General features: G+C 44.1%; 23 protein-coding genes and 1 riboswitch. Of the genes, 19 read left to right on the plus strand and 4 right to left on the minus strand.

The features are described 5' to 3' along the window. Positions 1 to 14: 14 nt before the first annotated feature. The 15 genes from sufD to HWX64_RS15675 all read left to right on the plus strand — a co-directional run bounded on the left by sufD (position 15) and on the right by HWX64_RS15675 (position 17367). The gene (gene sufD / locus HWX64_RS15605; RefSeq protein ID WP_175990446.1) at positions 15 to 1325 is read left to right on the plus strand and encodes a Fe-S cluster assembly protein SufD; all 1311 of its coding nucleotides are present in this window, start codon (positions 15 to 17) and stop codon (positions 1323 to 1325) included. After that, positions 1325 to 2554, plus strand: a complete 1230-nt coding sequence (locus tag HWX64_RS15610; protein ID WP_175990447.1) for a cysteine desulfurase — start codon at positions 1325 to 1327, stop codon at positions 2552 to 2554. Before sufD ends, HWX64_RS15610 begins: the two co-directional genes overlap by 1 nt. Then, positions 2544 to 2987: a Fe-S cluster assembly sulfur transfer protein SufU gene (sufU, locus tag HWX64_RS15615; RefSeq protein WP_175990448.1), complete on the plus strand. Its 444-nt coding sequence runs from the start codon at positions 2544 to 2546 to the stop codon at positions 2985 to 2987. The genes HWX64_RS15610 and sufU overlap by 11 nt, the downstream gene beginning before the upstream one ends. Before the next feature lie 41 nt (positions 2988 to 3028). Further along, positions 3029 to 4426, plus strand: coding sequence for a Fe-S cluster assembly protein SufB (sufB, locus tag HWX64_RS15620; RefSeq protein WP_175990449.1), 1398 nt, complete (start codon positions 3029 to 3031; stop codon positions 4424 to 4426). A gap of 167 nt (positions 4427 to 4593) precedes the next feature. Further along, positions 4594 to 5445: a DUF72 domain-containing protein gene (locus HWX64_RS15625; protein ID WP_175990450.1), complete on the plus strand. Its 852-nt coding sequence runs from the start codon at positions 4594 to 4596 to the stop codon at positions 5443 to 5445. Between the two features lie 61 nt (positions 5446 to 5506). After that, positions 5507 to 6331 carry a sulfite exporter TauE/SafE family protein gene (locus HWX64_RS15630; protein ID WP_175990451.1) on the plus strand — a complete coding sequence of 275 codons (825 nt, stop codon included), beginning with the start codon at positions 5507 to 5509 and terminating at the stop codon, positions 6329 to 6331. Positions 6332 to 6356: 25 nt separating this feature from the next. After that, entirely contained in the window at positions 6357 to 7715 is a 1359-nt protein-coding gene (locus tag HWX64_RS15635; RefSeq protein WP_175990452.1) for a bifunctional UDP-sugar hydrolase/5'-nucleotidase, read from the plus strand. A gap of 57 nt (positions 7716 to 7772) precedes the next feature. Continuing rightward, the gene (locus tag HWX64_RS15640) at positions 7773 to 8075 is read left to right on the plus strand and encodes a YunC family protein (protein WP_175990453.1); all 303 of its coding nucleotides are present in this window, start codon (positions 7773 to 7775) and stop codon (positions 8073 to 8075) included. 248 nt (positions 8076 to 8323) lie between these two features. After that, positions 8324 to 8860 (plus strand): hypothetical protein, encoded by a 537-nt coding sequence (locus HWX64_RS15645; RefSeq protein ID WP_175990454.1) that lies wholly within the window; start codon positions 8324 to 8326, stop codon positions 8858 to 8860. An 829-nt stretch (positions 8861 to 9689) separates the two neighbouring features. Then, a complete protein-coding gene (locus HWX64_RS15650) occupies positions 9690 to 10766 on the plus strand; it encodes an HD-GYP domain-containing protein (RefSeq protein WP_254871169.1) in 1077 nt (358 codons plus the stop codon). A gap of 58 nt (positions 10767 to 10824) precedes the next feature. Next, positions 10825 to 11589, plus strand: coding sequence for a sporulation protein YunB (gene yunB / locus HWX64_RS15655; protein ID WP_175990456.1), 765 nt, complete (start codon positions 10825 to 10827; stop codon positions 11587 to 11589). A 428-nt stretch (positions 11590 to 12017) separates the two neighbouring features. Then, a riboswitch (Lysine riboswitch) is annotated at positions 12018 to 12200 on the plus strand. Positions 12201 to 12315: 115 nt separating this feature from the next. Then, positions 12316 to 13878 carry a Na+/H+ antiporter NhaC family protein gene (locus tag HWX64_RS15660; protein ID WP_175990457.1) on the plus strand — a complete coding sequence of 521 codons (1563 nt, stop codon included), beginning with the start codon at positions 12316 to 12318 and terminating at the stop codon, positions 13876 to 13878. A gap of 159 nt (positions 13879 to 14037) precedes the next feature. After that, positions 14038 to 15513 carry a flavin monoamine oxidase family protein gene (locus HWX64_RS15665; protein WP_175990458.1) on the plus strand — a complete coding sequence of 492 codons (1476 nt, stop codon included), beginning with the start codon at positions 14038 to 14040 and terminating at the stop codon, positions 15511 to 15513. A gap of 218 nt (positions 15514 to 15731) precedes the next feature. Further along, positions 15732 to 17258 carry a sodium-dependent transporter gene (locus HWX64_RS15670; protein WP_175990459.1) on the plus strand — a complete coding sequence of 509 codons (1527 nt, stop codon included), beginning with the start codon at positions 15732 to 15734 and terminating at the stop codon, positions 17256 to 17258. 1 nt (position 17259) lies between these two features. Continuing rightward, positions 17260 to 17367, plus strand: a complete 108-nt coding sequence (locus HWX64_RS15675) for a methionine/alanine import family NSS transporter small subunit (protein ID WP_175990460.1) — start codon at positions 17260 to 17262, stop codon at positions 17365 to 17367. A gap of 99 nt (positions 17368 to 17466) precedes the next feature. On the opposite strand, the gene HWX64_RS15680 is transcribed toward HWX64_RS15675, so the two are convergent. Beyond that, complete coding sequence (locus HWX64_RS15680) at positions 17467 to 18459, minus strand: M23 family metallopeptidase (protein WP_175990758.1); 993 nt, start codon at positions 18457 to 18459, stop codon at positions 17467 to 17469. 411 nt (positions 18460 to 18870) lie between these two features. On the opposite strand from HWX64_RS15680, the gene lipA reads away from it, so the two are divergent. Further along, a complete protein-coding gene (lipA, locus tag HWX64_RS15685) occupies positions 18871 to 19791 on the plus strand; it encodes a lipoyl synthase (RefSeq protein WP_175990461.1) in 921 nt (306 codons plus the stop codon). Between the two features lie 120 nt (positions 19792 to 19911). Here lipA and HWX64_RS15690 read toward each other — a convergent pair whose 3' ends face one another. Next, positions 19912 to 20634, minus strand: a complete 723-nt coding sequence (locus HWX64_RS15690) for a YhcN/YlaJ family sporulation lipoprotein (RefSeq protein WP_175990462.1) — start codon at positions 20632 to 20634, stop codon at positions 19912 to 19914. A gap of 105 nt (positions 20635 to 20739) precedes the next feature. On the opposite strand from HWX64_RS15690, the gene HWX64_RS15695 reads away from it, so the two are divergent. Beyond that, on the plus strand, positions 20740 to 21015 hold the full coding sequence (locus HWX64_RS15695; RefSeq protein ID WP_175990759.1) for a YutD family protein: 276 nt from the start codon (positions 20740 to 20742) through the stop codon (positions 21013 to 21015). A gap of 48 nt (positions 21016 to 21063) precedes the next feature. On the opposite strand, the gene HWX64_RS15700 is transcribed toward HWX64_RS15695, so the two are convergent. After that, positions 21064 to 21372, minus strand: a complete 309-nt coding sequence (locus HWX64_RS15700; protein ID WP_175990463.1) for a cytosolic protein — start codon at positions 21370 to 21372, stop codon at positions 21064 to 21066. A gap of 62 nt (positions 21373 to 21434) precedes the next feature. Beyond that, complete coding sequence (locus HWX64_RS15705) at positions 21435 to 21704, minus strand: DUF3055 domain-containing protein (protein WP_175990464.1); 270 nt, start codon at positions 21702 to 21704, stop codon at positions 21435 to 21437. Positions 21705 to 21842: 138 nt separating this feature from the next. Here HWX64_RS15705 and HWX64_RS15710 point away from each other — a divergent pair, with 138 nt between their 5' ends. Both HWX64_RS15710 and HWX64_RS15715 read left to right on the plus strand, forming a co-directional pair. Continuing rightward, positions 21843 to 22280, plus strand: a complete 438-nt coding sequence (locus tag HWX64_RS15710; protein ID WP_175990465.1) for a DUF86 domain-containing protein — start codon at positions 21843 to 21845, stop codon at positions 22278 to 22280. A gap of 98 nt (positions 22281 to 22378) precedes the next feature. After that, positions 22379 to 23143, plus strand: a complete 765-nt coding sequence (locus HWX64_RS15715; protein ID WP_175990466.1) for a TIGR01457 family HAD-type hydrolase — start codon at positions 22379 to 22381, stop codon at positions 23141 to 23143. Positions 23144 to 23260 lie beyond the last annotated feature (117 nt).

The raw sequence follows: 23260 nt of genomic DNA on the forward strand, positions 1-23260 counted from the left end.
TTAGGGGGATAATAATGACTGTAGAAACGAAACTATCAGTAGATCAGGACTATGTCAGCTCCTTCTCAAAGCAGCTTGGAGAGCCAGAATGGTTAACAACCCTTCGTACAGATGCCTTTAACAAAATGAAGGATCTTAGCCTACCGGTTGCTGATAAAACGAAAATCACGAACTGGAATTTCACTTCTTTCCAGAAGCATTCGGTTGAAAGTGATTCGTTTTCCTCATTGAGTGAGCTGCCAGAAGAAGCAAAAGCACTAGTTGACTTAGAAAGCAAAGATCAAAGCTTATATATCCAAAGAAACAATACACCTGCATATCTTTCACTATCCAGCGAATTAAAGGATAAGGGTGTCATTTTCACAGATATCTTTACAGCAGTGAAAGAGCACAGCGAAATTGTTCAAAAGTATTTCATGACAGAAGGCGTGAAAACGGATGAGCACAAGCTTACAGCACTTCATGCAGCATTGATGAATGGCGGAGCGTTCCTTTACATTCCAAAGAACGTAGAATTGGCTGATCCGATTCAAGCAGTTTATGTTCACGACAACGCTGAAGTTGCCATGTTCAACCACGTATTGGTTGTGGCGGAAGATAACAGCTCAGTGACGTATGTAGAAAACTATATTTCTACAACGGATGTTGAAGACGGCATATACAATATCGTAACGGAAGTAGTGGCGAACAATAATGCCAAAGTGGCATACGGTGCAGTGGACAATCTTGCAAGCGGCTTGACGACTTACGTGAACCGCCGCGGTGTTGCAGCAAGAGATGCCCGCATCGAATGGGCACTAGGGCTTATGAATGACGGAGACACTGTTTCTGAAAACGTAACGAACCTGATGGGTGACGGTTCTTTTGCTGACACAAAAACGGTTGTTGTCGGAAGAGGCAAACAGAAGCAAAACTTTACGACGAAGGTTGTTCACTTCGGTAAAAACTCTGAAGGTTACATCCTTAAGCATGGTGTCATGAAAGATGAAGCTTCTTCCATCTTTAACGGAATCGGCAAAATCGAACACGGTGCGTCAAAGTCGAATGCAGAGCAGGAATCACGCGTATTGATGCTGAGCGAAAAAGCACGAGGGGATGCAAACCCGATCCTTCTGATCGATGAAGATGATGTAACAGCAGGACACGCAGCATCAGTTGGCCGCGTTGATCCGCTTCAGCTTTACTACTTGATGAGCCGCGGTATTCCGCAAAAAGAGGCTGAACGCCTTGTTATTCACGGTTTCCTTGCTCCTGTGGTGAACCAATTGCCTATCGAAGGAGTCAAGAAACAGCTTGTCGAGGTAATCGAAAGGAAAGTAAACTAATGGATGTTAAAGAGATTCGTAAGCATTTTCCGATTCTCGACCAGGAAGTCAACGGACATCCACTCGTTTATTTAGACAGCGCGGCGACTTCGCAAAAACCGATTCCCGTCATTGAAGCGATCAATGATTATTATCGCGGCTATAACTCGAACGTTCACCGCGGTGTACACACGCTGGGGACACGAGCGACGGATGGCTATGAAGGAGCCCGTGAAAAGGTTCGTACATTCATCAACGCTTCGTCTACACAAGAAGTCATCTTTACACGCGGCACGACAACCGCGATCAATACAGTGGCGGCAAGCTACGGGCGTGCAAATCTGAATGAAGGCGACGAGATCGTCATCACTCATATGGAGCACCACAGTAATATCATTCCTTGGCAGCAGCTTGCAAAGGAAACAGGTGCCGTATTGAAATATGTTCCTCTTCAAGAGGATGGAACGATCACCCTTGAAGATGTAAAAGAAACCGTTACAGCCCAAACGAAGATTGTTTCAATCATGATGGTATCGAACGTGCTTGGTACGATGAACCCGATCAAGGAAATCACGCAAATTGCACATGATCACGGTGCAGTGATGGTGGTGGACGGGGCGCAGGCTGCTCCCCATATGAAGATCGACGTTCAGGATCTTGACTGTGATTTCTTCGCTTTCTCGGGCCATAAAATGGTTGGGCCTACCGGAATCGGTGTTCTTTACGGTAAGAAAAAGCATCTGAACAAGATGGAACCGGTCGAGTTTGGCGGAGAGATGATTGATTTCGTCGGGCTCCAGGAATCCACTTGGAAAGAGCTTCCTTGGAAGTTCGAAGGCGGTACGCCGATCATTGCAGGCGCGATTGGACTCGGGGCAGCGATTGATTTTCTCGAAGATATCGGACTGGACAATATCGAGGCATATGAGCACAAGCTTGCGGCTTATGCACTGGATAAAATGAATAGTGTTGAAGGAATGACCATCTACGGTCCCAAAGATCCAGGCCAGCGTGCCGGACTTGTTACCTTCAACATTGATGATGTCCATCCTCATGATGTTGCGACTGTATTGGATGCAGAAGGAATCGCTGTCCGTGCCGGTCACCATTGTGCGCAGCCGCTGATGAAATGGCTGAATGTCTCGGCAACTGCACGTGCCAGCTTCTACCTGTATAATACAGAAGAAGATATTGATAAACTTGTTGCAGGCCTGGTGAAGACAAAGGAGTTTTTCAGCGATGTCTTTTAATAACTTAGATCAGCTGTACAGACAAGTCATCATGGACCATTATAAAAACCCCCGCAATAAAGGGTCTTTAGAAGATGGCAGCTTTACGATCGATATGAATAATCCGACCTGCGGCGACCGCATCCACTTGACATTGAAAGTGGAGGATGGCGTCGTTCAGGATGCAAAGTTCGACGGCGAAGGGTGTTCAATCTCGATGGCATCTGCATCCATGATGACACAAATCGTAAAAGGTAAAGAAATCGATGAAGCACTTAAGCTTTCGAAGATTTTTTCTGATATGATGCAAGGTAACGAATATGATGAAGATGTGGATTTAGGAGATATTGAAGCACTTCAAGGAGTCGCTAAATTCCCTGCCCGCATTAAATGTGCGACACTGGCGTGGAAAGCGATGGAAAAAGGAGTAAAAGGAGAAGAGCAGGAGGAATAAGCTCTTCTCCCGACACTCTATCAAAGAATGGAGGAATCAACATGGCAAAGAAAATGCCTGAGATCGGGGATTATAAGTACGGATTTAGTGATAAAGACGTCTCAATTTTCCGTTCAAAACGTGGTTTAACGCGTGAGATTGTTGAAGAAATCTCCCGCATGAAGGAAGAGCCTCAATGGATGCTTGATTTCCGTTTGAAGTCGCTTGACCATTTTTATAACATGTCAATGCCACAATGGGGCGGAGACTTACAAGAACTGAACTTCGATGACATTACGTACTACGTAAAGCCTTCTGAGAAGTCAGAGCGCAGCTGGGATGAAGTACCTGAGGAAATCAAGCAGACGTTTGATAAACTGGGTATTCCTGAAGCTGAGCAAAAGTATCTTGCAGGGGTATCTGCTCAGTACGAATCTGAGGTCGTTTACCACAACATGCAGGAAGATCTTGAAAATATGGGAATCGTATTCAAGGATACAGATTCTGCCCTTAAAGAAAACGAAGATATTTTCCGTGAGCACTGGGCAAAAGTCATTCCTCCGACGGACAACAAATTTGCTGCACTGAACTCAGCGGTATGGTCCGGCGGATCGTTCATCTATGTTCCTAAAGGTGTGAAGGTCGATACGCCGCTTCAAGCGTACTTCCGCATCAACTCTGAGAACATGGGTCAGTTCGAACGTACATTGATCATCGTGGATGAAGGCGCAAGCGTACACTATGTAGAGGGTTGTACGGCTCCGGTGTATACGACGAATTCCCTTCACTCTGCAGTTGTTGAAATCATCATCAAAAAAGATGCGTACTGCCGTTACACAACGATTCAAAACTGGGCGAACAACGTATTCAACCTGGTCACGAAGCGTGCTGTGTGTGAGGCAAACGCAACAATGGAATGGGTAGACGGAAATATCGGATCCAAACTGACGATGAAATATCCGGCTGTCATCCTTAAAGGAGAAGGCGCTCGCGGTATGACACTTTCCATCGCACTTGCAGGTAAGGGTCAGCACCAGGATGCAGGGGCTAAGATGATTCACTTGGCACCGAACACTTCTTCAACGATCGTATCGAAGTCGATCTCCAAGCACGGCGGTAAAGTAACATACCGCGGTATCGTTCACTTCGGACGCAAAGCGGAAGGTGCACGCTCAAACATCGAGTGTGATACGCTGATCATGGATAATCAGTCCACTTCCGATACGATCCCTTATAACGAAATCCTAAACGATAACATTTCGCTTGAACACGAAGCGAAAGTATCCAAGGTTTCAGAAGAACAATTATTCTATCTGATGAGCCGCGGAATTTCAGAGGAAGAAGCAACAGAAATGATCGTAATGGGCTTCATCGAGCCATTCACGAAAGAACTTCCAATGGAATACGCAGTTGAAATGAACCGCCTGATCAAATTCGAGATGGAAGGTTCAATTGGATAATCATAGATAATATAAACCCCTTTTGCCCCGGCAGAAGGGGTTTGTTTTATTTGATTTAGGATTGGTTATGATCACCTCAACAGAACCTATCACTACGAATCCACATGCCTCTTATGATAAAATGAAAGCCAAAAGAAGTTCATCATTAGTAAAGAAGGTGAATACGGATGATTTATATAGGAGTGACGGGCTGGGGGGACCATGATTCTCTTTATGAAAATGTTTCTCCTCGCGATAAGCTGAAAGAGTATGGTGCGCATTTTCCGGTTGTGGAAGTGGACGCGAGCTTTTATGCTGTCCAGCCGATCCGCAATGCCGAGAAATGGGTGAAGGAGACACCGGAGCATTTTAAATTTATTGTGAAGGCCTATCAAGGCATGACCGGCCACCAGCGAGGGGACATTCCTTTTGAGACGAAAGAAGAAATGTTCAATGCTTTTAAGGATTCACTTTCGCCGTATCTGGAAGGTGATAAACTGGCGATGGTCCTTTTACAGTTTCCGCCTTGGTTTGACTGCTCGCGTGACAATGTCGCCTATATCAGGTACTGTAAGGAACAGTTAAACGACTTGCCGCTGGCGCTCGAGTTTCGTCATCAGAGCTGGTACAGACCGCAGTATAAAGATAAGACACTCACCTTCATGGAAGAACAGGGATGGATTCACAGTGTATGTGATGAGCCCCAGGCCGGGGACGGGTCGATACCGAGAGTATTGAAGGCAACCCATGAAGATGCGACCCTTATTCGTTTTCATGGCCGTAACGTCCATGGATGGAACAAAACCGGCAGCGGAGATGAATGGCGTGAAGTACGGTATTTATATCGATATAATGAAGCAGAATTAAAAGAGTGGATTCCTCATATTCATAAGCTTCACAGGGAATCAAAAAACGTGTATGTCCTTTTTAATAACAATTCCGGCGGGGACGCTGCGGACAATGCCAAACAGCTGATTGACATGCTCGGGATTGAATACAAGGGCCTTGCACCGAAGCAGCTGGATTTATTCCAGGAGTAGGATGATATAAAGGACATGGAGAAATTACGTTTTCTTCAATAAGAATTGGAGATGAAGGTTAGTGGAATGGATCGTATTAATTTGCATTGGATTATTTGCAGGGACAGTCGGCTCTCTTGTGGGACTCGGCGGCGGTGTGATTGTGGTTCCCGCACTGATCTATTTTGGTACATATACAGGCTGGCTTGAAAACATCACACCTCAAACGGCTGTCGGCACTTCGTTGATGGTCATGATATTCACCGGGTTGTCGTCGACTCTTTCTTATCTAAAACATAAGACAGTCGATTATAAGAGCGGGTTGATTTTCTTCGCGGGTGCCGGGCCGGGATCGATTATCGGCGCATGGGTAAATAAATATTTGAATATGGAAGATTTCAATCTTTATTTCGGTATTTTTATGATATTCATGGCGATCATCCTGATGGTACGGAATAAGCTGAAACCTATTGAAAAGTTCAAAACGGCCTCCTTTCAAAGGGAATTCACCGATCCAAGCGGGGAAACCTTCCGATATGGCTATCCGCCTATTATAGGGGCATTGATTGCTCTTGTGGTCGGGTTCACTTCAGGGCTGTTTGGCATCGGCGGTGGATCGCTGATGGTGCCTGCGATGATTCTGATCTTTCTGTTTCCGCCTCATGTAGCCGTAGCGACGTCCATGTTCATGGTCTTTATGTCGGCACTGGTGAGTTCCGGGACGCATGTGGCACTCGGAAACGTTAAATGGCTGTATGCGCTGGCTTTGATTCCCGGGGCATGGTTCGGGGCTAAACTGGGATCATTTTTAAATACCAAGCTTGAATCAAAAGCACTGGTGAGCGTACTGCGCATTATACTGATCTTAATTGGAATACGCTTGATTTACCAAAGCATAACGGGATAACCTCCATCGGGAGAGTGAGAGCACAATGAAAGAAATCATTCATATCTATCATACAAACGACCTTCACAGTCATTTTGAGCATTGGTCGAGAATACGGGATTTTCTGCAAAAAAGGAAGGCGTGGCATGGCAATGAGGGGGAAGATGTATTCCTCTTTGATATCGGTGATCACGTAGACCGCTGGCACCCTTATACGGAAGCTACATTGGGCAAGGGAAATGTCGGTTTATTAAATGAAGCGGGTTACGACGCAGTGACGATCGGGAATAACGAAGGCATCACCTTGGATTATGGGGATTTAAATACACTGTATCAAAAAGCAGAATTCCAAGTGATTGTTGGTAACCTGTTAAACCGGGAAAAGAAGATTCCAGATTGGCTCAAGACTCATCATATCTATGAAACAAACTCAGGATTGAAGGTCGCAGTTCTCGGTCTTACCGCCCATTTCTTCCCTTTTTACAGAGCGCTGGGCTGGAATATCACTCCTCCGCTTGAAGAGCTGAAGAAGCAGGTGGAACAGGTGAAAAGTGAAGCGGATATAGTGGTGCTCTTATCCCACTTGGGAATAAGGGATGATGAACTCATTGCAGAGTCCTTCCCGGAAATAGACGTGATCCTGGGTGCGCATACCCATCACATTTTGCATGAAGGAAAAGAAATAAATGGGGTCATGCTCGGGGCCGCAGGGAAGTTCGGAAATTATGTCGGTCATGTGATGATTGAAGTGGATCCTGCAGCTAAGAACATATTGTCAAAAAAAGCACAGCTGTATGCACATGACGATCTGCCTCATTCGGATCGTGAAGAAGAAGAGAAGCTGAAGTGGTATAAAGAAGGAGAAAGCATGCTGGGGACAGAAGTTGCAAATCTGTCCCAGCCATTGACGGCTGAGTGGTTTAAAGAATCACCGCTTCCACAGCTTTTGAGTGATGCTTTGAGAGAGTGGTGCAAGGCGGACTGTTCATTCCTGAATGCGGGACTCCTCATAGAAGGGCTGAATGAAGGTCCTGTGACCAAGCAGGACCTCCACCGTATTCTTCCTCACCCGATCAACCCTTGTCTGATCGAGCTTTCAGGGGCAGAGCTGAAGGAAATCATCAAACAGACGCATAATGAAGAATGGCCGCATTTGCAGCTGAAAGGGCTCGGCTTCAGGGGGAAAATCATGGGTGAATTTGTGTATACCGACATTGCATTTGAAGAAGATACACAAAGCATGTTTATCAAAGGGGAAGCGATACATCCCCAAAAAACATATAAGCTTGCAATCCCTGATATGTTTACATTCGGACACTTCTTCCCGGATCTACAGAGATTGGAGAAAAAATACTTCATGCCGGAGTTTCTGAGGGATGTCCTAGCCTGGAAATTGGGTCAGTAAATGTTTCACCGTTCTTCGGCTCCTTTCATACATATGAGTTGAGAGGAGTGATGCAGAATGATGAACCTTTCTCCGATTACCATTCAAGGACATACCTTTTTAGCTATTTCTGTTGCGTTGCCGAAAACCAACCTGCTCGTTGTGACGAGCGATAAGGGATATATTATGTGCGGGGCACTCGATGTTGCTTTACTCAACGAAAAATTAAGTGACAGAGGAATCATTGCCGGCAGAGCCGTGGGAGTCAAAACGATCGACCAGCTACTGGATGCTCCCTTGGAATCGGTGACGATTGAAGCGGAAAACCGCGGAATAAGTCCGGGTATGATCGGTCGCGATGCATTACTGAAAATGCTGTAAACCTTGATGGGATGATCGCTTCTGTGCTGTGTGCATGGAAGCTTTTTTTCTTATAAAAGTAGTGATGCCTTTCTTATTATTCTTCATGATTCAGTTATTATTTTCCGCTGTTATGGAAGCTCCGTCTTTTCTTATGTAGAATGGTGGTAAATAATTCTTTATGGAGTTGTTCATATGCATGAGAAACTTGGAATTCAAATGATGCAATTTTTACTAAACGCTCCCGTGTGGTCGGAGTGAGCCCTGAAATGATCATACAGCAACATCGTTTACGTGCCGTGATGTTTTATAAAAAATCACTCTTCAATGTCAGTCACGACATCAGTGAATTTGTCGTTCTTGGCGACCGGGATGAAATCATTCAGGATGCTCAACTGACGCTTGAGGTTTTAAAGCTCTATGAAATTTTGTATTTTACATTTAGAACAAAAATGCTTATTACTGAGACCCTGACAGTAAGTAAATTCTTGGTTGAAGTAAAGGATTATATACATAGCTTGAAGTTTCACCATGCAATAATTGAATTATTCGGATACAAGAATGAGAGGTATGGTCTGCCATTTGAAAGAATGGAGCAACTAATCAATACGGGTACCGCAAAAAAGGAATCCGCTAACTTGATGAAGGACATCACTGATTTTTATGACACCATTCTGGATAAAAGGACGTTCTCAGAGAAGGAAGGGAAAGAGTTGAAAGAAAAGACTGAAGATATGCTGAACGTAGACTACATTGCCACAGAGACATTAAAGAAAGCGTGGGTATTAAATAATTCATTTGAATAATTATTAATGATAAGGATGGGATGGACTGGGAGTTCCTATGCTTATTTTGTTCCTGAAGAGGCCCGTACAAAAGTAATCTCAGTTTAGACTCATAATACCGATATTGATTTCCGTGCAAGACTTCGCTTTACGCGGGTAGCCCATGAGCCTCCTCCTCACGCTCGCTCTTTGGATGCACATAATACCTTATCCTTTATAGAGTAACTAAAGATATATATAAGGGGAATTTTTTCCGTTAATCTGCTGAAGCTCGCTTGGATAGGGGGAAATAAGGGGAAAAATTCCTTCTAATCTTGCACAGATCCCCAATTTTAAAGTTTTTCAAGTAAATAGAAGTAAAACTTCCCTTTATTTTTACTGTTTTCAGTTCCATTTCTTCATTAAGGGAAATTTCTCCCCTTATGTAATCATCCAATGTTACCGATTCTTTCATCTGGCTCGAGGGGTTCCGCTTTTGTTCACTTTGTCGGGTAAGATTAGATGTAAATACATCTGCAATTACTACCACATTTTGCGGTGTAGATTGCAATTTTGTACTCCAAAACAGAACCCGTTATCATTAGCTTGGCTTTTTAGTTTTGTCCCGAGATTTTTTAAATCATCCCTATAAGGCTCACCTCAAAAAACCCCTCAAACTGCTTAGACATCTTCCACCTTTACTCCCCCTTAATATTCTTTCATGAATATTTACCATGTTTTGCTTAAATACAGCTTGCAACGCCTTTTTTATCCATTATAATGGAGGTACTAGTAAAATATGTCGAAAAATGAAGGAATTACATAGGAGAATTCTATGAGGCTGATATCAACTAGGGCTTTGAGGCCGGGAATGGTTATGGCGACAACTGTATATAATGTAAGGGGTCATGCGCTGATCCAGCAAAATGTTGCGATCACGGAACGGATGATTTACCGTTTGCAGGAGCTTAATATTCAGTATGTCTATATTGAAGATTCCCTGTCTAATGGTATTAAAGTCACCGAGTCTGTACCGAGCAAAGTACGACATGAAGCGGTTGCCGGTATTGAAGAAGTATTCAGCCGGATCAATGAAGCAAAAATGCCCCAGAATTTACTTGTACTGGCGGACAGCGCGAAACAACTGAAACAGATTATCGACGTTGTCTTAAAGGAAGTCAAGGGGAATGACGAGCTGCTGACCGTACTTACAGACGTCTTTGCCTATGATTCTTATGTATTTCATCATTCTTTCAATGTAACGTTATATACACTCTCGATTGGGATCGAACTGAATCTTTCCCAAAAACAGCTGGAGGAACTAGGGATAGGAGCGATTCTTCATGATGTTGGCAAGATGCTGGTATCTGAAGACATTCTTATGAAACCGGGAAAACTTACAGAAGATGAGTTCATGGAAGTCAAGAAACATACCGAGCACGGATTTGATATTCTTAGAAAACTTCAGTCTGTATCTCTATTGGTGGCTCACTGTGCCTATCAGCATCATGAAAGATTGGACGGCTCAGGATATCCCCGGGGCCTAAAAGGGGATGATATACATCCTTTCGCTAAGATCATTGCAGTGGCAGATGTCTTTGATGCGATGACATCCAATCGCGTGTACCGAAAAGCGATGCTTCCACATGAAGCGCTGGAAATCCTTTACGCGGGATCGGGTTCCTTATTTGACATGAATGTCATAGAAGCGTTCAGGAGATCCGTCGCCATTTATCCGAACGGGATGGTTGTTGAATTGAATGACGGAAAAAAAGGGATTGTCACCGGTCAGAATAAAGGACTGACGGACAGGCCTGTCATCCGGGTGATAGAAGAAGACGGGGAAGAGCTTTATTCTCCATATGAATTGGACTTACAGAGCGAGCTTGATAAAGTCATCATCGGTTTTGATGCCGAATATGAACCGGCAGCCGCTAAAATAAAATAAATTTTTGCGTTAAACCCTCCTTAAAGAGCATAAGAATAGCTTGTAAGGGGGGATTTTTTTGTCAAAGTTTAAAACACACAAACCCCGAAGAGGAGGACCGCTGCCTTTTCGCCACGTGATGATCATCACCATCGTTTTCTTTATCTTTTCCACAGGGGCGGGTCTCTGGATCGTAAACCTGGGCTTGAAGCCAACCCTGCTTGCTTATGCAGAAACGCAAACGAGCAGAATCGGTACGATGGTCATCAATAAAGCGATCAACAAAAAGGTGGCAGGATCCATTGAGTTAGAGGAAATAACGGAAGAAGTCAAAAATGCAGAAGGGGAGGTGGTCTCTCTCAGTTTCAATACACAGAACATCAACCGCGTTCAGGGAGAAATCACTAATTTAGTCCAACTATATTTAAAGGAAGCTGAAAAAGGGAATATCGAAAATCTGGAATACATCACGGACATAGAAATCGACGAGGAAGGCACAAAAGCGGATGAAGGAATCGTGTATTCTGTTCCTCTTGGTCAAGCTACGAATAACGCCTTACTCGGGAACTTGGGACCTAAAGTCCCGATCAGGTTCCATTCAATTGGGGACGTGCGTTCGGACATTAAACATACAGTAGAAGAGTTCGGGATAAACAATGCCCTGGTCAAAGTCTATGTGACCCTGACCGTCAATGTCCAGATCATCATCCCGTTTGCAACCAAAACAGAAACCATCAAACAGGATGTACTCATCGCCATGGATACCGTCCACCTTGATGTACCTCAGTTCTTCAACAACAGCGGCGACGGTACATCACCATCGATTGAAATCCCGACGAATTGATTCAGGTGTTATGATATCACCATCTACTCTTTTGTATAGATACTATTATAGCTGGCTCCAGCAGTTGGTTGGAGTGCAAGACGAAGACTCCTGCGGGAGAAGTGGCCAATGTGAGACCTGTCCAGCTCCAGGGCTTAGAGGCACATGTCATAAGTCAACTCGTCCAAGAAGGCAAAGAACGCCTTCGTGGCCGATTCGCCTTATGCCACACGCCTCTGAACAAAGCCCTTCCGCTTTTCTTCCCGCAGGCGAAGCCGAGGAGGCTCACAGGTCACCCGCGAAAAGCGAAGTCTTGCACGGAAATCAACTGCGGTAATCAAGAATGGAAAAACATGTACTCGCACTTTCCCAATAAAAAAGTTGTCAAAAAAGTGATAGTTTGATATATTAAGAAAGGAAATTTTAATATCATAACCACATCATCAATCCGATGGGGTAGAGGTGCAGGGTTCAAGAGTAAGCTGTTTGAGGATGACAACTGAGACAACAGATGAAAGGGAACCTTTGCCGAAGCAGATATGTTTGTCAGAAGCATATGTGCTGGGGTTATCTTGAAGAAGGGTAACACTGTCATTATAGGGGATACTCTATGATGGGGAGCTACAGATCGTGATGGAGCACTTACATTACTCATTAAAGGTAATGATAGGATCCTCTATCATTACCTTTTTTTATTCCTCTGTCATGCAATGAGGTTCCCCCCCTATCAAATAGGAGGAGGACATTATGGAAAACACAATTTACTCAATCATCCCGCCCCTTTTAGCCATCCTGATGGTTATCTTGACGAGGCGCGTACTGCTCTCGCTGGGTGTAGGGATCATCGCTTCAGCACTTCTAATCACAGATTTCTCAATTACAGGCACTTTCAGTAAGATATGGGAAGCCGTCAAGGGCATTTTCGTTGCCGACGGTGGATTGAATACCTGGAATGTGTACATCATTTTATTCTTATTGATTCTTGGCGTCATCACCGCTTTCGTAAACATTTCCGGCGGAAGCCGCGCATTCGGTGAATGGGCGATGAAACGGGTGAAGACAAGAAGAGGCGCGCAATTATTGGCGGCTGTTTTAGGTATCATTATTTTTATTGATGACTATTTCAATGCGCTTGCGGTCGGACAGGTTGCAAGACCGATCACGGACCGTCACAAAATTTCCCGTGCGAAACTAGCTTATATCATCGATTCGACATCGGCACCGGTCTGTGTGGTATCACCGGTATCAAGCTGGGGAGCATATATCATTGGAATCATCGGCTCTATTCTTGCCACACACAGCATCACTGAATACACAGCATTTTCTGCATTCATCCAGATGATTCCTATGAATCTGTATGTTTGGGCAGCGTTATTACTAGTGTTGATCGTTGCTTATAGAGGCTTTGATTTTGGAAAGATGAAGGAACATGAAGAAAGAGCGGTGACGACAGGCAACCTTTATGACCCGGATAAAGAGATCCCGGGTGAGCTTAAGAACGATCTGCCTGTAAGCTCTAAAGGGTCGGTAGGCGATCTCGCATGGCCGATCATCGCCCTGGTTGTCGGAACAGTCGGTATGATGCTTTGGACTGGATATAAGGCAGTTGGTTCGTTCGATATCTTACCTGTATTTGAAAATACAGATGTCACTAAGTCATTATTATATGGAAGCTTATTCGCATTAGCGATTGCACTCATTCTTTTCTTCCGTCAAGTCAGCTTGAAGGGAGTGGGGGGAAGTGCAGCCGGAACAGCGGTTGTTGAAGGAATCAAATCCATGCTTCCAGCTGTATACATCCTCATTTTTGCATGGGCGATCGTCACTCTTATCGATGAGCTTCAAACTGGAACATATTTAGCCGGATTAGTGGAAAAATCGAACATGCCGGTCGAGGTTCTGCCTGTACTGCTATTCTTGGTGGCCGGAGTCATGGCTTTCTCTACAGGGACTTCATGGGGATCGTTCGGGATCCTGCTTCCGATAGCAGGTGAAATTGCCGCAGCAACTGATGTAAGTGTATTACTTCCTGCGATGGCCGCTGTTTTAGCAGGTGCGGTTCTTGGAGACCACTGTTCACCAATCTCTGATACAACCATCCTGTCTTCAACCGGGGCAGGAAGCAATCACATTGATCACGTTCTCACGCAGATTCCTTACGCACTCATCGGTGCATTGGCAGCTTCCATCGGTTACCTCGTATTAGGGTTCACCGGAAGCACCCTGCTTGGATTAGTCGTAGTCATCGTGCTGGTTGCAGGAATCGGATTCTTAAAAGGAAAGAATTCAGATACAGCAGTTTCACAATAAGGATATTCGTAAAACCAGAGGCATATTTGCTTCTGGTTTTTTATATTTTGGGCCCGGGATCAATCGGGCATTCGCGGCAGTTATGAAAAATGAGCCGTTCGCCCGCAATTCTATCAGATGTTCCTCTCTCATATGAATAGGAGGAAAGGGGGAATCGATATGCTGACAGAGGTGGAAGGCTATGCCGATTTACATTATCCGGAAGAATTACTATCCATCATCCGGAATGGGTTCCAGCGATCCTCCAAGCCTAAAAAGGTGCTCATATTAGGAGGCGGGATGGCCGGACTGGTTGCGGCATCCCTGTTGAAAAGAGCAGGACATGAAGTGATGATATTGGAGGGAAATGACAGGATAGGCGGCAGGATTTATACGGTGAGGGAACCATTTACATCCGGGAATTACCTTGAATTCGGCGCCATGAGAATACCAGAGAATCATGTGTTGGTGTTTGAATATATTAAGCGTTTTAACCTGCCGATCAATCGTTTTATCAACTCTTCCCCGCAGGATTTGATCTATGTCAACAAAGTTCTGACTACCAAAAGTGAATATAAAAGAAACCCGGATATTTTACGTTTCCCTCTTGAAGAGGAGGAAAAAGGAAAAACGGCAACTGAACTTTTTCTTGAAGCGACCCAGCCATTTTTTGATTTATACTCAAGAAGCACCCCGGGAGAGCAGAAAGAATTAAAGAAAAAGTATTCGATTTACTCGATGGGTGATTATTTGGCTTCCAATCCTCTCGGAAAATCACTTTCGGACAACGCCATTCGAAAAATCGCTGTCATGCTTGGTATAGAGGGCTTCCCGGGCTTCTCTTTTATAGACATATTGACAGATATCATTTATCCAATTTTCAGTGAAAAAATATCATTTTATGAAATAACCGGGGGAAATGACCATCTGCCCAGGTCATTTATCAATGAGCTGCAAAAGGAGATCAAGCTTAACCGGAAAGTGGTCAAGATCATCCAGGAAGATAATCGTGTTTGTGTACAGACATTAAATCCTGTTACACGGAAGATGTCGCAATATGAGGGTGACTATGCCATTGTCACGATGCCTTTCACGGTCTTTCAATTCGTGGATGTCGTCCCTTATGATTCAATTTCGTTTAAAAAGTGGCAGGCAATAAGAGAAGTGAATAATGTCCATGCTGTAAAAATCGGCATTGAATTTAAAAGCAGGTTTTGGGAGGAATACGGATTTGGGAATATCACCAGTGACCTGCCTTTGAAATTCAGTTATATTCCAAGCCACGGAATCGGGTCGGGTGGTCCTGCGGTACTGCTGGCAAGCTACAGCTGGGGAAGTGATGCCGTGTTATGGAACAGTTTACCCAATGAAGAATTGGTTCGTGTGGTGCTGAAGGATTTAGCCAAGATATATGGAAAGATCGTGTATACGGAATTTATGCAGGCTGTTTGGTTCAATTGGAGTCAAAACCCTTACTCCGCTGGATGCTTCACACTATTTACCCCCCAGCAGCAGAAAAATTTCGATGAGATTACCCGGAAACCGGAAGGAAGGCTTCATTTTGCGGGAGAGCATACCTCTTCTTTTCACGGATGGATAGAAGGGGCCGTTGAATCAGGGATCCGGACGGCATATGAAATCCATTATCGAAAATAAATAGTGCTGATTATCAGGGTATAACGTTAGTGTTTTCCATTTAAAAACCGCCAGAGGGCAAATAGAACTATAAAAGTAGAAAATACCCCGAAATTACAAAATTTTGCTTTGACAATTGTCCTAGAACTAGCTATACTGACTTTAGATTAAATAATCTGAAAATATAAAAATTTCAATTACCTTCAAATTGGTAATTGGAAACTTTGGGGGGAACCAACATGGAAAAACGTGCCCAGTTTGGAACACGTGCAGGATTTATCCTGGCTGCAGTAGGGTCTGCTATCGGGTTGGGAAACATTTGGCGTTTTCCGGCGGTAGCATATGAAAATGGTGGAGGGGCATTTTTTATTCCTTATCTTTTTGCTCTTTTGACTGCCGGTATTCCATTACTCGTATTAGAATTCACGATAGGACATAAGTACCGCGGATCTGCGCCATTATCATTCTTCCGCATGAATAAAAAGACAGAATGGCTGGGATGGTGGCAGGTACTCGTATCATTTGTCATTTCCACGTATTATGCCGTCATAATTGCATGGGCGATGGCATACAGTGTTTTTGCTTTCAATCAAAGCTGGGGAAGTGACACGGAAGGATTCTTATTTGGGGAATACTTGAAGTTATCTGTAGACCCTGGACAAACAGGAAGCATCGTAGCCGGTGTATTCATACCTCTATTATTAGTCTGGATCATTACTCTCGGCGTACTCTTCAAGGGAGTCAAGAAAGGTATCGAAGTAGCGAACAAGATCTTTATTCCTGCACTCGTAGTATTATTCCTGATCATTGTGGTTCGCGCCTTGACTTTACCTGGTGCCCTTGATGGATTGGATGCTTTCTTCGCTCCGGATTTCAGCAAGATCATGAGCCCGGATGTGTGGGTAGCGGCTTACGGCCAGATTTTCTTCAGTTTATCAATCGCATTTGCAATCATGATTACGTACTCCAGTTATCTTCCGAAGAAATCCGATATTACGAATAATGCATTCATCACCGGTTTCAGTAACTCCGGATTTGAGCTTCTTGCAGGGATCGGGGTATTCGCTGCACTTGGATTCATGGCCCAAACACAAGGAGTCGGTGTTGAGGAAGTAGTGAGCGGCGGGGTTGGCTTGGCATTCGTGGTATTCCCGCAAATCATCAATGAATTCCCGGCATTGAACGGTCTATTCGGATTCTTGTTCTTTGCTTCACTGGTACTTGCAGGTTTATCATCACTCATCTCAATCACTGAAACGTATGTAGCTGGTATTTCTGAGAAATTCGGAATTACGCGTACGAAAGCGGTAGCGTTTGGCGGCGGACTTTCTGCCCTCGTCTCACTTTTATTCGCTACACAAGGCGGACTTTTATTCCTTGACGTAGCAGATTACTTCATTAACCAGTTCGGTGTAGCGTTCATCGGGTTAGTAGAAGTTATCGTAGTCGTTTGGTTCCTGCGCAAACTCAATACCTTTAAAGGTCACGCCAATGGATTATCTGACATCCAGCTTGGCGGCTGGTGGAAAGTTTGTCTCGGAGTCATCACACCTGTCGTACTGGGTTGGATGATGTTTGGACTATTCAAGATGAACATCCTGAAAGAATTTGAAACGGAAACAGGGAACTATGGGGGATACTCTGATTCCTTCATCCTTTACAGCGGCTGGTTTGTAGCAGCCTTCGCTTTAATTGTCGGAGTGGCATTTACCTTTAAACGCTGGCATTCCAAAACAGAAGCTGAAAGCTATAAGGAGGTAAGCTGACATGAGCGGTAGTGCAATCATTATGTTAGTTGTCGGTGTCGTCATCATTTGGGGTGGACTTGCGGCAAGTATCGCTAACGCGGTATCCAAGTCCAAAAAAGCATCATAATATGAACGTAAAGAGCAGACGGTGGTTTACCATCGTCTGCTCTTTCTTACTCCGTTAAAGGCTCTGCCCTCGTCATCATGATGAAGGCAGGGCCTTCTGTTACCTTTTCTTACTTTTGATACGGTCTTGCCGTTCCCATTGCCGAAGATGCGGGTACGGGTCGAAGGACCATTCTGTCAAGCCGTTGTCTTTGTACATACCGTAGTGGAGATGTGGCGGGAACTTACCGGATGTACCGGGTGGCCCGTAGCCTGAGCTGCCGACTCCCCCGATCATCATTCCGGGTTCGACGACCTGTCCGACTCTCAGATTTTCCGAAAAACCGCTTAAATGTGCGAAGTAATGGTAGGTATTATTGATATCCCTGATACCGATTCTCCACCCCCCATAGCGGTTCCAGCCTTTCATTTCAATGATGCCGTACGACGTCGCCCGAACGGGAACACCATAGTCCGCAAAAAGGTCCGTCCCTTCATGGATGCGCCGGCCGCCCCATCCGCGTGCGTCCCCCCATGTATTCCGGTAGCTGTAATTGAATCTGAGCGGGAGAGGGAATGCTTTGTCATTTAGATGAATCGTACCGAAGTGCTTGTAGATCTTGGCTTTGCCCATGATGATACTGACAGTCTTATCACGTTTGTAGTAATCCCATAAAGCCAGTTTGAAGTTATCGCGGTCGATTCCGTACTGTAAGATATAATCCGTAAAGGCTGCCAGGACATCTTCATCACTTTTGATGCTGGCCTTACCATCAAGATCCCCATCCCTTCCAAATCCGTTGAATAGAGTGATGGTCTCCGGGTTTTCATCTTCGAGATTGGGATTTAATGGTCCTGCCCATTTCTCGGGATCGATATAAATGGAGATCAAAGAGGAGGGCTTTTCTCTATCTTTACGCGCAAAGCGCAAGCTGCGTTCGTATTGGTCAACAGCTGCAAGATAATACCAAGGAATTTGAGTAAGTGCTTCACTTTTTTGAAATAATTCCAACCGTTTTGTGTGTATCTGTTCCTCTGACAACTTTTCTTCTGCCTGTGTCCGGACAGGACCTATAAGAACAAGGAGCAAGGCAAGTGTCAGAACTAATCGTATATACAAGTCAATCCCTCCAACTTATAGTTCTGCCCTTAGTGTGCGACGAGCTCTCATTAATCATAATCATCAATAAATGGTAAAAGAGGTACATGCTTGTTTTCACATTTTTAGTATGATAAAGTGACAAAAGAAGTATATTGATGATGGCTATAATTTTACATAGAATGAACGATCAGTAAGCGTTTCACTCTTACATAGGGCTGTTTTCTAATTACTGTTGCATCTCGTTCATGATGGCGGGGAATGAATAGTGCGTGTTTACGTGCTCTTTTCGAACTCAAGCTAATAAGAGATAGGGACGTACATTGGAAAATACCCAATATCCGGTATTTTCCTGTTTGTAAGCAACAGTGTATGCGAAAAGAGCTTTGCCTAAATCAGAAATTGTTAGGATTGGAGATGAGGGGTATGACGAAGAAAGACGAATATATTCGTAAACCGGATTGGCTTAAGATTAAGCTGAACACCAATGATAACTATATGGGCTTGAAAAAAATGATGAGGGAAAATAACCTTCATACAGTTTGTGAAGAGGCCAAATGTCCCAATATACACGAATGCTGGGGAACAAGAAGAACCGCAACTTTTATGATCCTTGGGGATGTTTGTACCCGTGCCTGCCGTTTCTGCGCAGTTAAAACAGGATTACCGAACGAACTGGACCTAAAAGAGCCAGAACGCGTAGCCGATTCAGTACAACTGATGAACTTGAAGCACGTTGTCATCACAGCTGTTGCCCGAGATGATTTAAAAGACGGCGGGTCTCAAGTATTTGCTGAAACAGTGCGTGCCATCCGCCGCAAAAGTCCATTTACATCCATTGAAGTACTGCCTTCCGACATGGGCGGAGTGTTTGAAAACATCAAGACACTAATGGATGCAAAGCCGGATATCATGAACTACAATATTGAAACTGTCCGCCGATTGACTCCAAGAGTCCGGGCCCGTGCAACATATGACCGTACGCTCGAGTTCCTTCGCCGTGCTAAAGAATTGAATCCGGATATTCCGACGAAATCCAGCATCATGGTTGGACTTGGCGAAACCAAGGAAGAAATTCTTGAGACATTCGACGACCTTCGTGCCAATAATGTGGATATCGTAACCCTTGGTCAATATCTGCAGCCAACGAAGAAACACTTAAAGGTACAGAAATACTACCATCCGGATGAGTTTGCCGAACTCCGTGAAGCAGCGATGGAAAAAGGCTTCAGCCACTGTGAAGCTGGACCGCTTGTGCGTTCTTCCTATCATGCCGACGAGCAGGTAAATGCAGCTGCCAAAGCGAAGCAAGCAGCAGGTGAGAAAGAAATGAAACAGCAGGCATAAATGCAGCAAGGACTGACTATTTGAGATGTCTCTCGTAGTCAGTCCTTTTTTAAAGGCTGTTGAAAAGGGCTTTTTGTACTTATCAACAATTGCCAAAGATAGAGGCTGAACGGAAAGATGCTAGTCCATCATGGTCTCTGAGTTGTCAGTACGCTGTTGACGCTCTTTATTGATTTGATGTACATCATCTTCATTCATATTCTGTTCATCAATCATTTCACCGTTGGCATTTTCACCGGCATCAATATTCTTGCCTTGAGGAGAAGCTTTCAGCATCAAGTTAATCGTATCATCAATGGCCGTATTGACATTTTTGCTGTCGCTGTCCATTTTTGCAAGATTTTCTACATTCTGCATCAAGTTCGGATCATCGGTTACATACACATGGTACCAGCGCGGGATGACGGACATGGCCGTTTTCTTCACCTGATCAGCAACATTGAAGCGGGCATCCTTATCTTTTTTATCGGTTTTATAAGAGATCAGCACCTCTTCATCCGTCACAAGGGTCGCACAATCATCCACGTTCGGTATGGCTACGCTCATTTTACTGATGCTGTCGGCAACCTGCTCCCGGTCTAAACGATACATATTGTCATTCGAAATGGCTTGTCCCTGTACAGGGCTTTTCTGCTGACGGACAAATCCGAAATCTTCCCCGTTTCGTTTAGAGTCCTTGCTCACATTTTCATTAAAAAGTTCTTCCTGGTCGTTCACATTGATGGTGTTGCCGTTGTCATGGAACATTTCTTCATTTGCTTTATCAATCCCGTTACAGGCCGCACCGAACAATGCAAAGCTTAATACCGTCGTGCCAAGAATATATTTATTCAATTGAAACACCCCCTAATTGTTAGGGTGACCATCTCATTTTATAATTTTTCATAGTAATTAATGGACAATCCGTTATAATTTAAGTAAGGATAAGGAAGAAAGAGGGTGGATGGAATGATCTGTGTCGGTAACATTTGTTATGAAATCGTGGAAGAATTCAGGGACGGATTTAATGAAGAAGCATTCAAAGAGAGATACAGTGATATTTTAAATAAATACGACTTTATCCTCGGAGACTGGGGATATGGCCAGCTGCGCCTTAAAGGTTTTTTCGATGATCAGAATCAGAAAGCATCCTTCGATACAAAGGTGAGTACGCATAAGGATTATCTTTATGAATACTGCAACTTCGGATGTGCATATTTTCTTTTGAAAAAAGTGAAAAAATAAGGCAGGATAACAAAGGAACATCTCAGAAGAAGGAGATGTTCCTTTGTTTTATTCATTCTCCGTATAAGGGGGCTCTTCGTTTCGTTCAGGGTCTGCGTGTACGGGATGAGAGCCAGGTTCCTGACGGGGGATATCCTGGTGAAGGGATTTATTTTCATAATTGAAGGCACTGTAGTACCGTTGTCCCTTTTCCCAGTCCGTACTCTTATTTTCAACCGGAGTATATTTTCCGCGAGGAGATCCATATGGTCCTTCGGGAAGCGTCTCGGGCACCAGGAAATTCCGCTGTGTCTCCACAGTGGAAAAGTCGCTGTACACTTCTTCTTCCTTGTCGCGGGAATCATGTCCTTTTTTCATTTCATCTCCCACCTTTCTTAGGTGTAGTATGTGAGGAGCGGGAGATGTTCATTCGGGGATATTTACATTATCGTCTCGCTCAAAAAATCCCTCAGCTCGGCAGCTTCTTCTTCCGTAAGCTTATAAACACTTTCAAGGTACCCCGGTTCATCGAGGTCATCGCGGCCGATGATGGCGAAGCGGCTTCCTTGAAGGTCCAATACGAGTGATTTACCATAATAACGGTCGGTTTGGGTGATGGCTAGGTCATAGCGCTGATTTTCTCCCATAAAGCTCACAAAGCGTGTTTTTGTCTGTTCGGTATCATCGTATAAATAAAATCGGTCTGTCATCACGATTCCTCCTCTAATTTCGTCAGCTTTCTCCATCATAACAAACTGAAGCGCGAATTGCAGTGAAGACGCCACTATATAGATTGCTGAAAATTATGTTAAACTATAAAAGGATGTCAATCAGAAGAGGTGAACGGAATGTATTTCGTGGACAGAGAAAAAATTGAAGAAACCTTGGTATTTATGAATGATCAATTAAGCATGTTTAATAAGCAGTCAGACTGGAAATCCGAGATGGAGAAGCTCGGTCTCGAAAGAATCGGGCATACCCTGATCGAATCGGTTCTTGATGTGGGAAACAGTATGATTGATGGTTTTATCATGAGAGATCCCGGAAGCTACGAGGACATAATCGATATATTGCTGGATGAAAAAGTCATCAATGATGAAATGAGCAAAGACTTAAAACGTTTGATCGAACAGCGTAAGGTTCTGGTTCAAGAATATACAAACGTCGACCATCAAGCTCTTCAGAGGATTCTTCATTACGTACGTTCTACATTAGAACAATTTCCTGTACATGTACGCAGCTATTTGGAAAATGAACTCGGACCCGTTTCCGCATTTAAAAATTAATGAAAATCACCGGCGCTTTCTTTTCGGAAAGCGTTTTCTTTTTGTAGATATTATAATGAAAAACTAACATACTAAACGTATCAAAACGGAGGTACAAAATGAAACAATACAAAGGTTATTTAATCGATCTGGATGGAACGATGTACAGAGGGAAAGAAGTCATCAATGAAGCGGGGGATTTTGTCCGGCGCCTGAAGGAAAAAGGGCTGCCATATTTGTTTGTGACGAATAATTCATCACGCCGCCCTGAACAGGTCGCTGAAAAACTTAAGGCATTCGGCATTTCAGCTGAAAAAGAACAGGTATTCACGACTTCAATGGCGACTGCTCAATTCATTGCTGACAAAAAGCCTGGCAGTACTGCCTATGTCATTGGAGAAGAGGGAATCCGCTCAGCATTGGAGGAAAAAGGCATTACTTTGCAAGACGAAAGCCCCGATTTTGTCGTAGTTGGGATCGACCGCGGCATCAATTATGAAAAACTTGCCCTCGCTTGTCTCGGGGTGCGCAATGGTGCGACATTCATTTCAACAAACGGAGATATTGCCATTCCTACGGAAAGAGGTTTGCTGCCTGGAAATGGTTCACTGACTTCTGTCGTTACGGTTTCTACTCAGACACAGCCTATCTTCATCGGCAAGCCTGAATCCATCATCATGGAGCAGGCATTGGAAGTGCTTGGCGTTGCAAAAGAAGACACGTTAATGGTCGGCGACAATTATGATACAGATATCAAGGCAGGAATGAATGCAGGTTTGGATACGCTCCTTGTCCATACCGGTGTTACAACAAAAGAGATCTTGAAGCAGATGGAACAACAGCCGACTTATACAATCAATACGCTGGACGAGTGGGATGTATAGAAAAGGAATGGGTGATGGACACTTAGTCTATCGCCTTTTTTAATGATATTTAAAAATTGTTTCGAGCATTTCCAGGTTAGACAACTCTTTTTTATCTGGGTAAAATAGAACAGGGAA

The organism is Bacillus sp. Marseille-Q1617, from assembly GCF_903645295.1.
In the GTDB taxonomy this organism is placed as follows: Bacteria; Bacillota; Bacilli; order Bacillales; family Bacillaceae_B; genus Rossellomorea.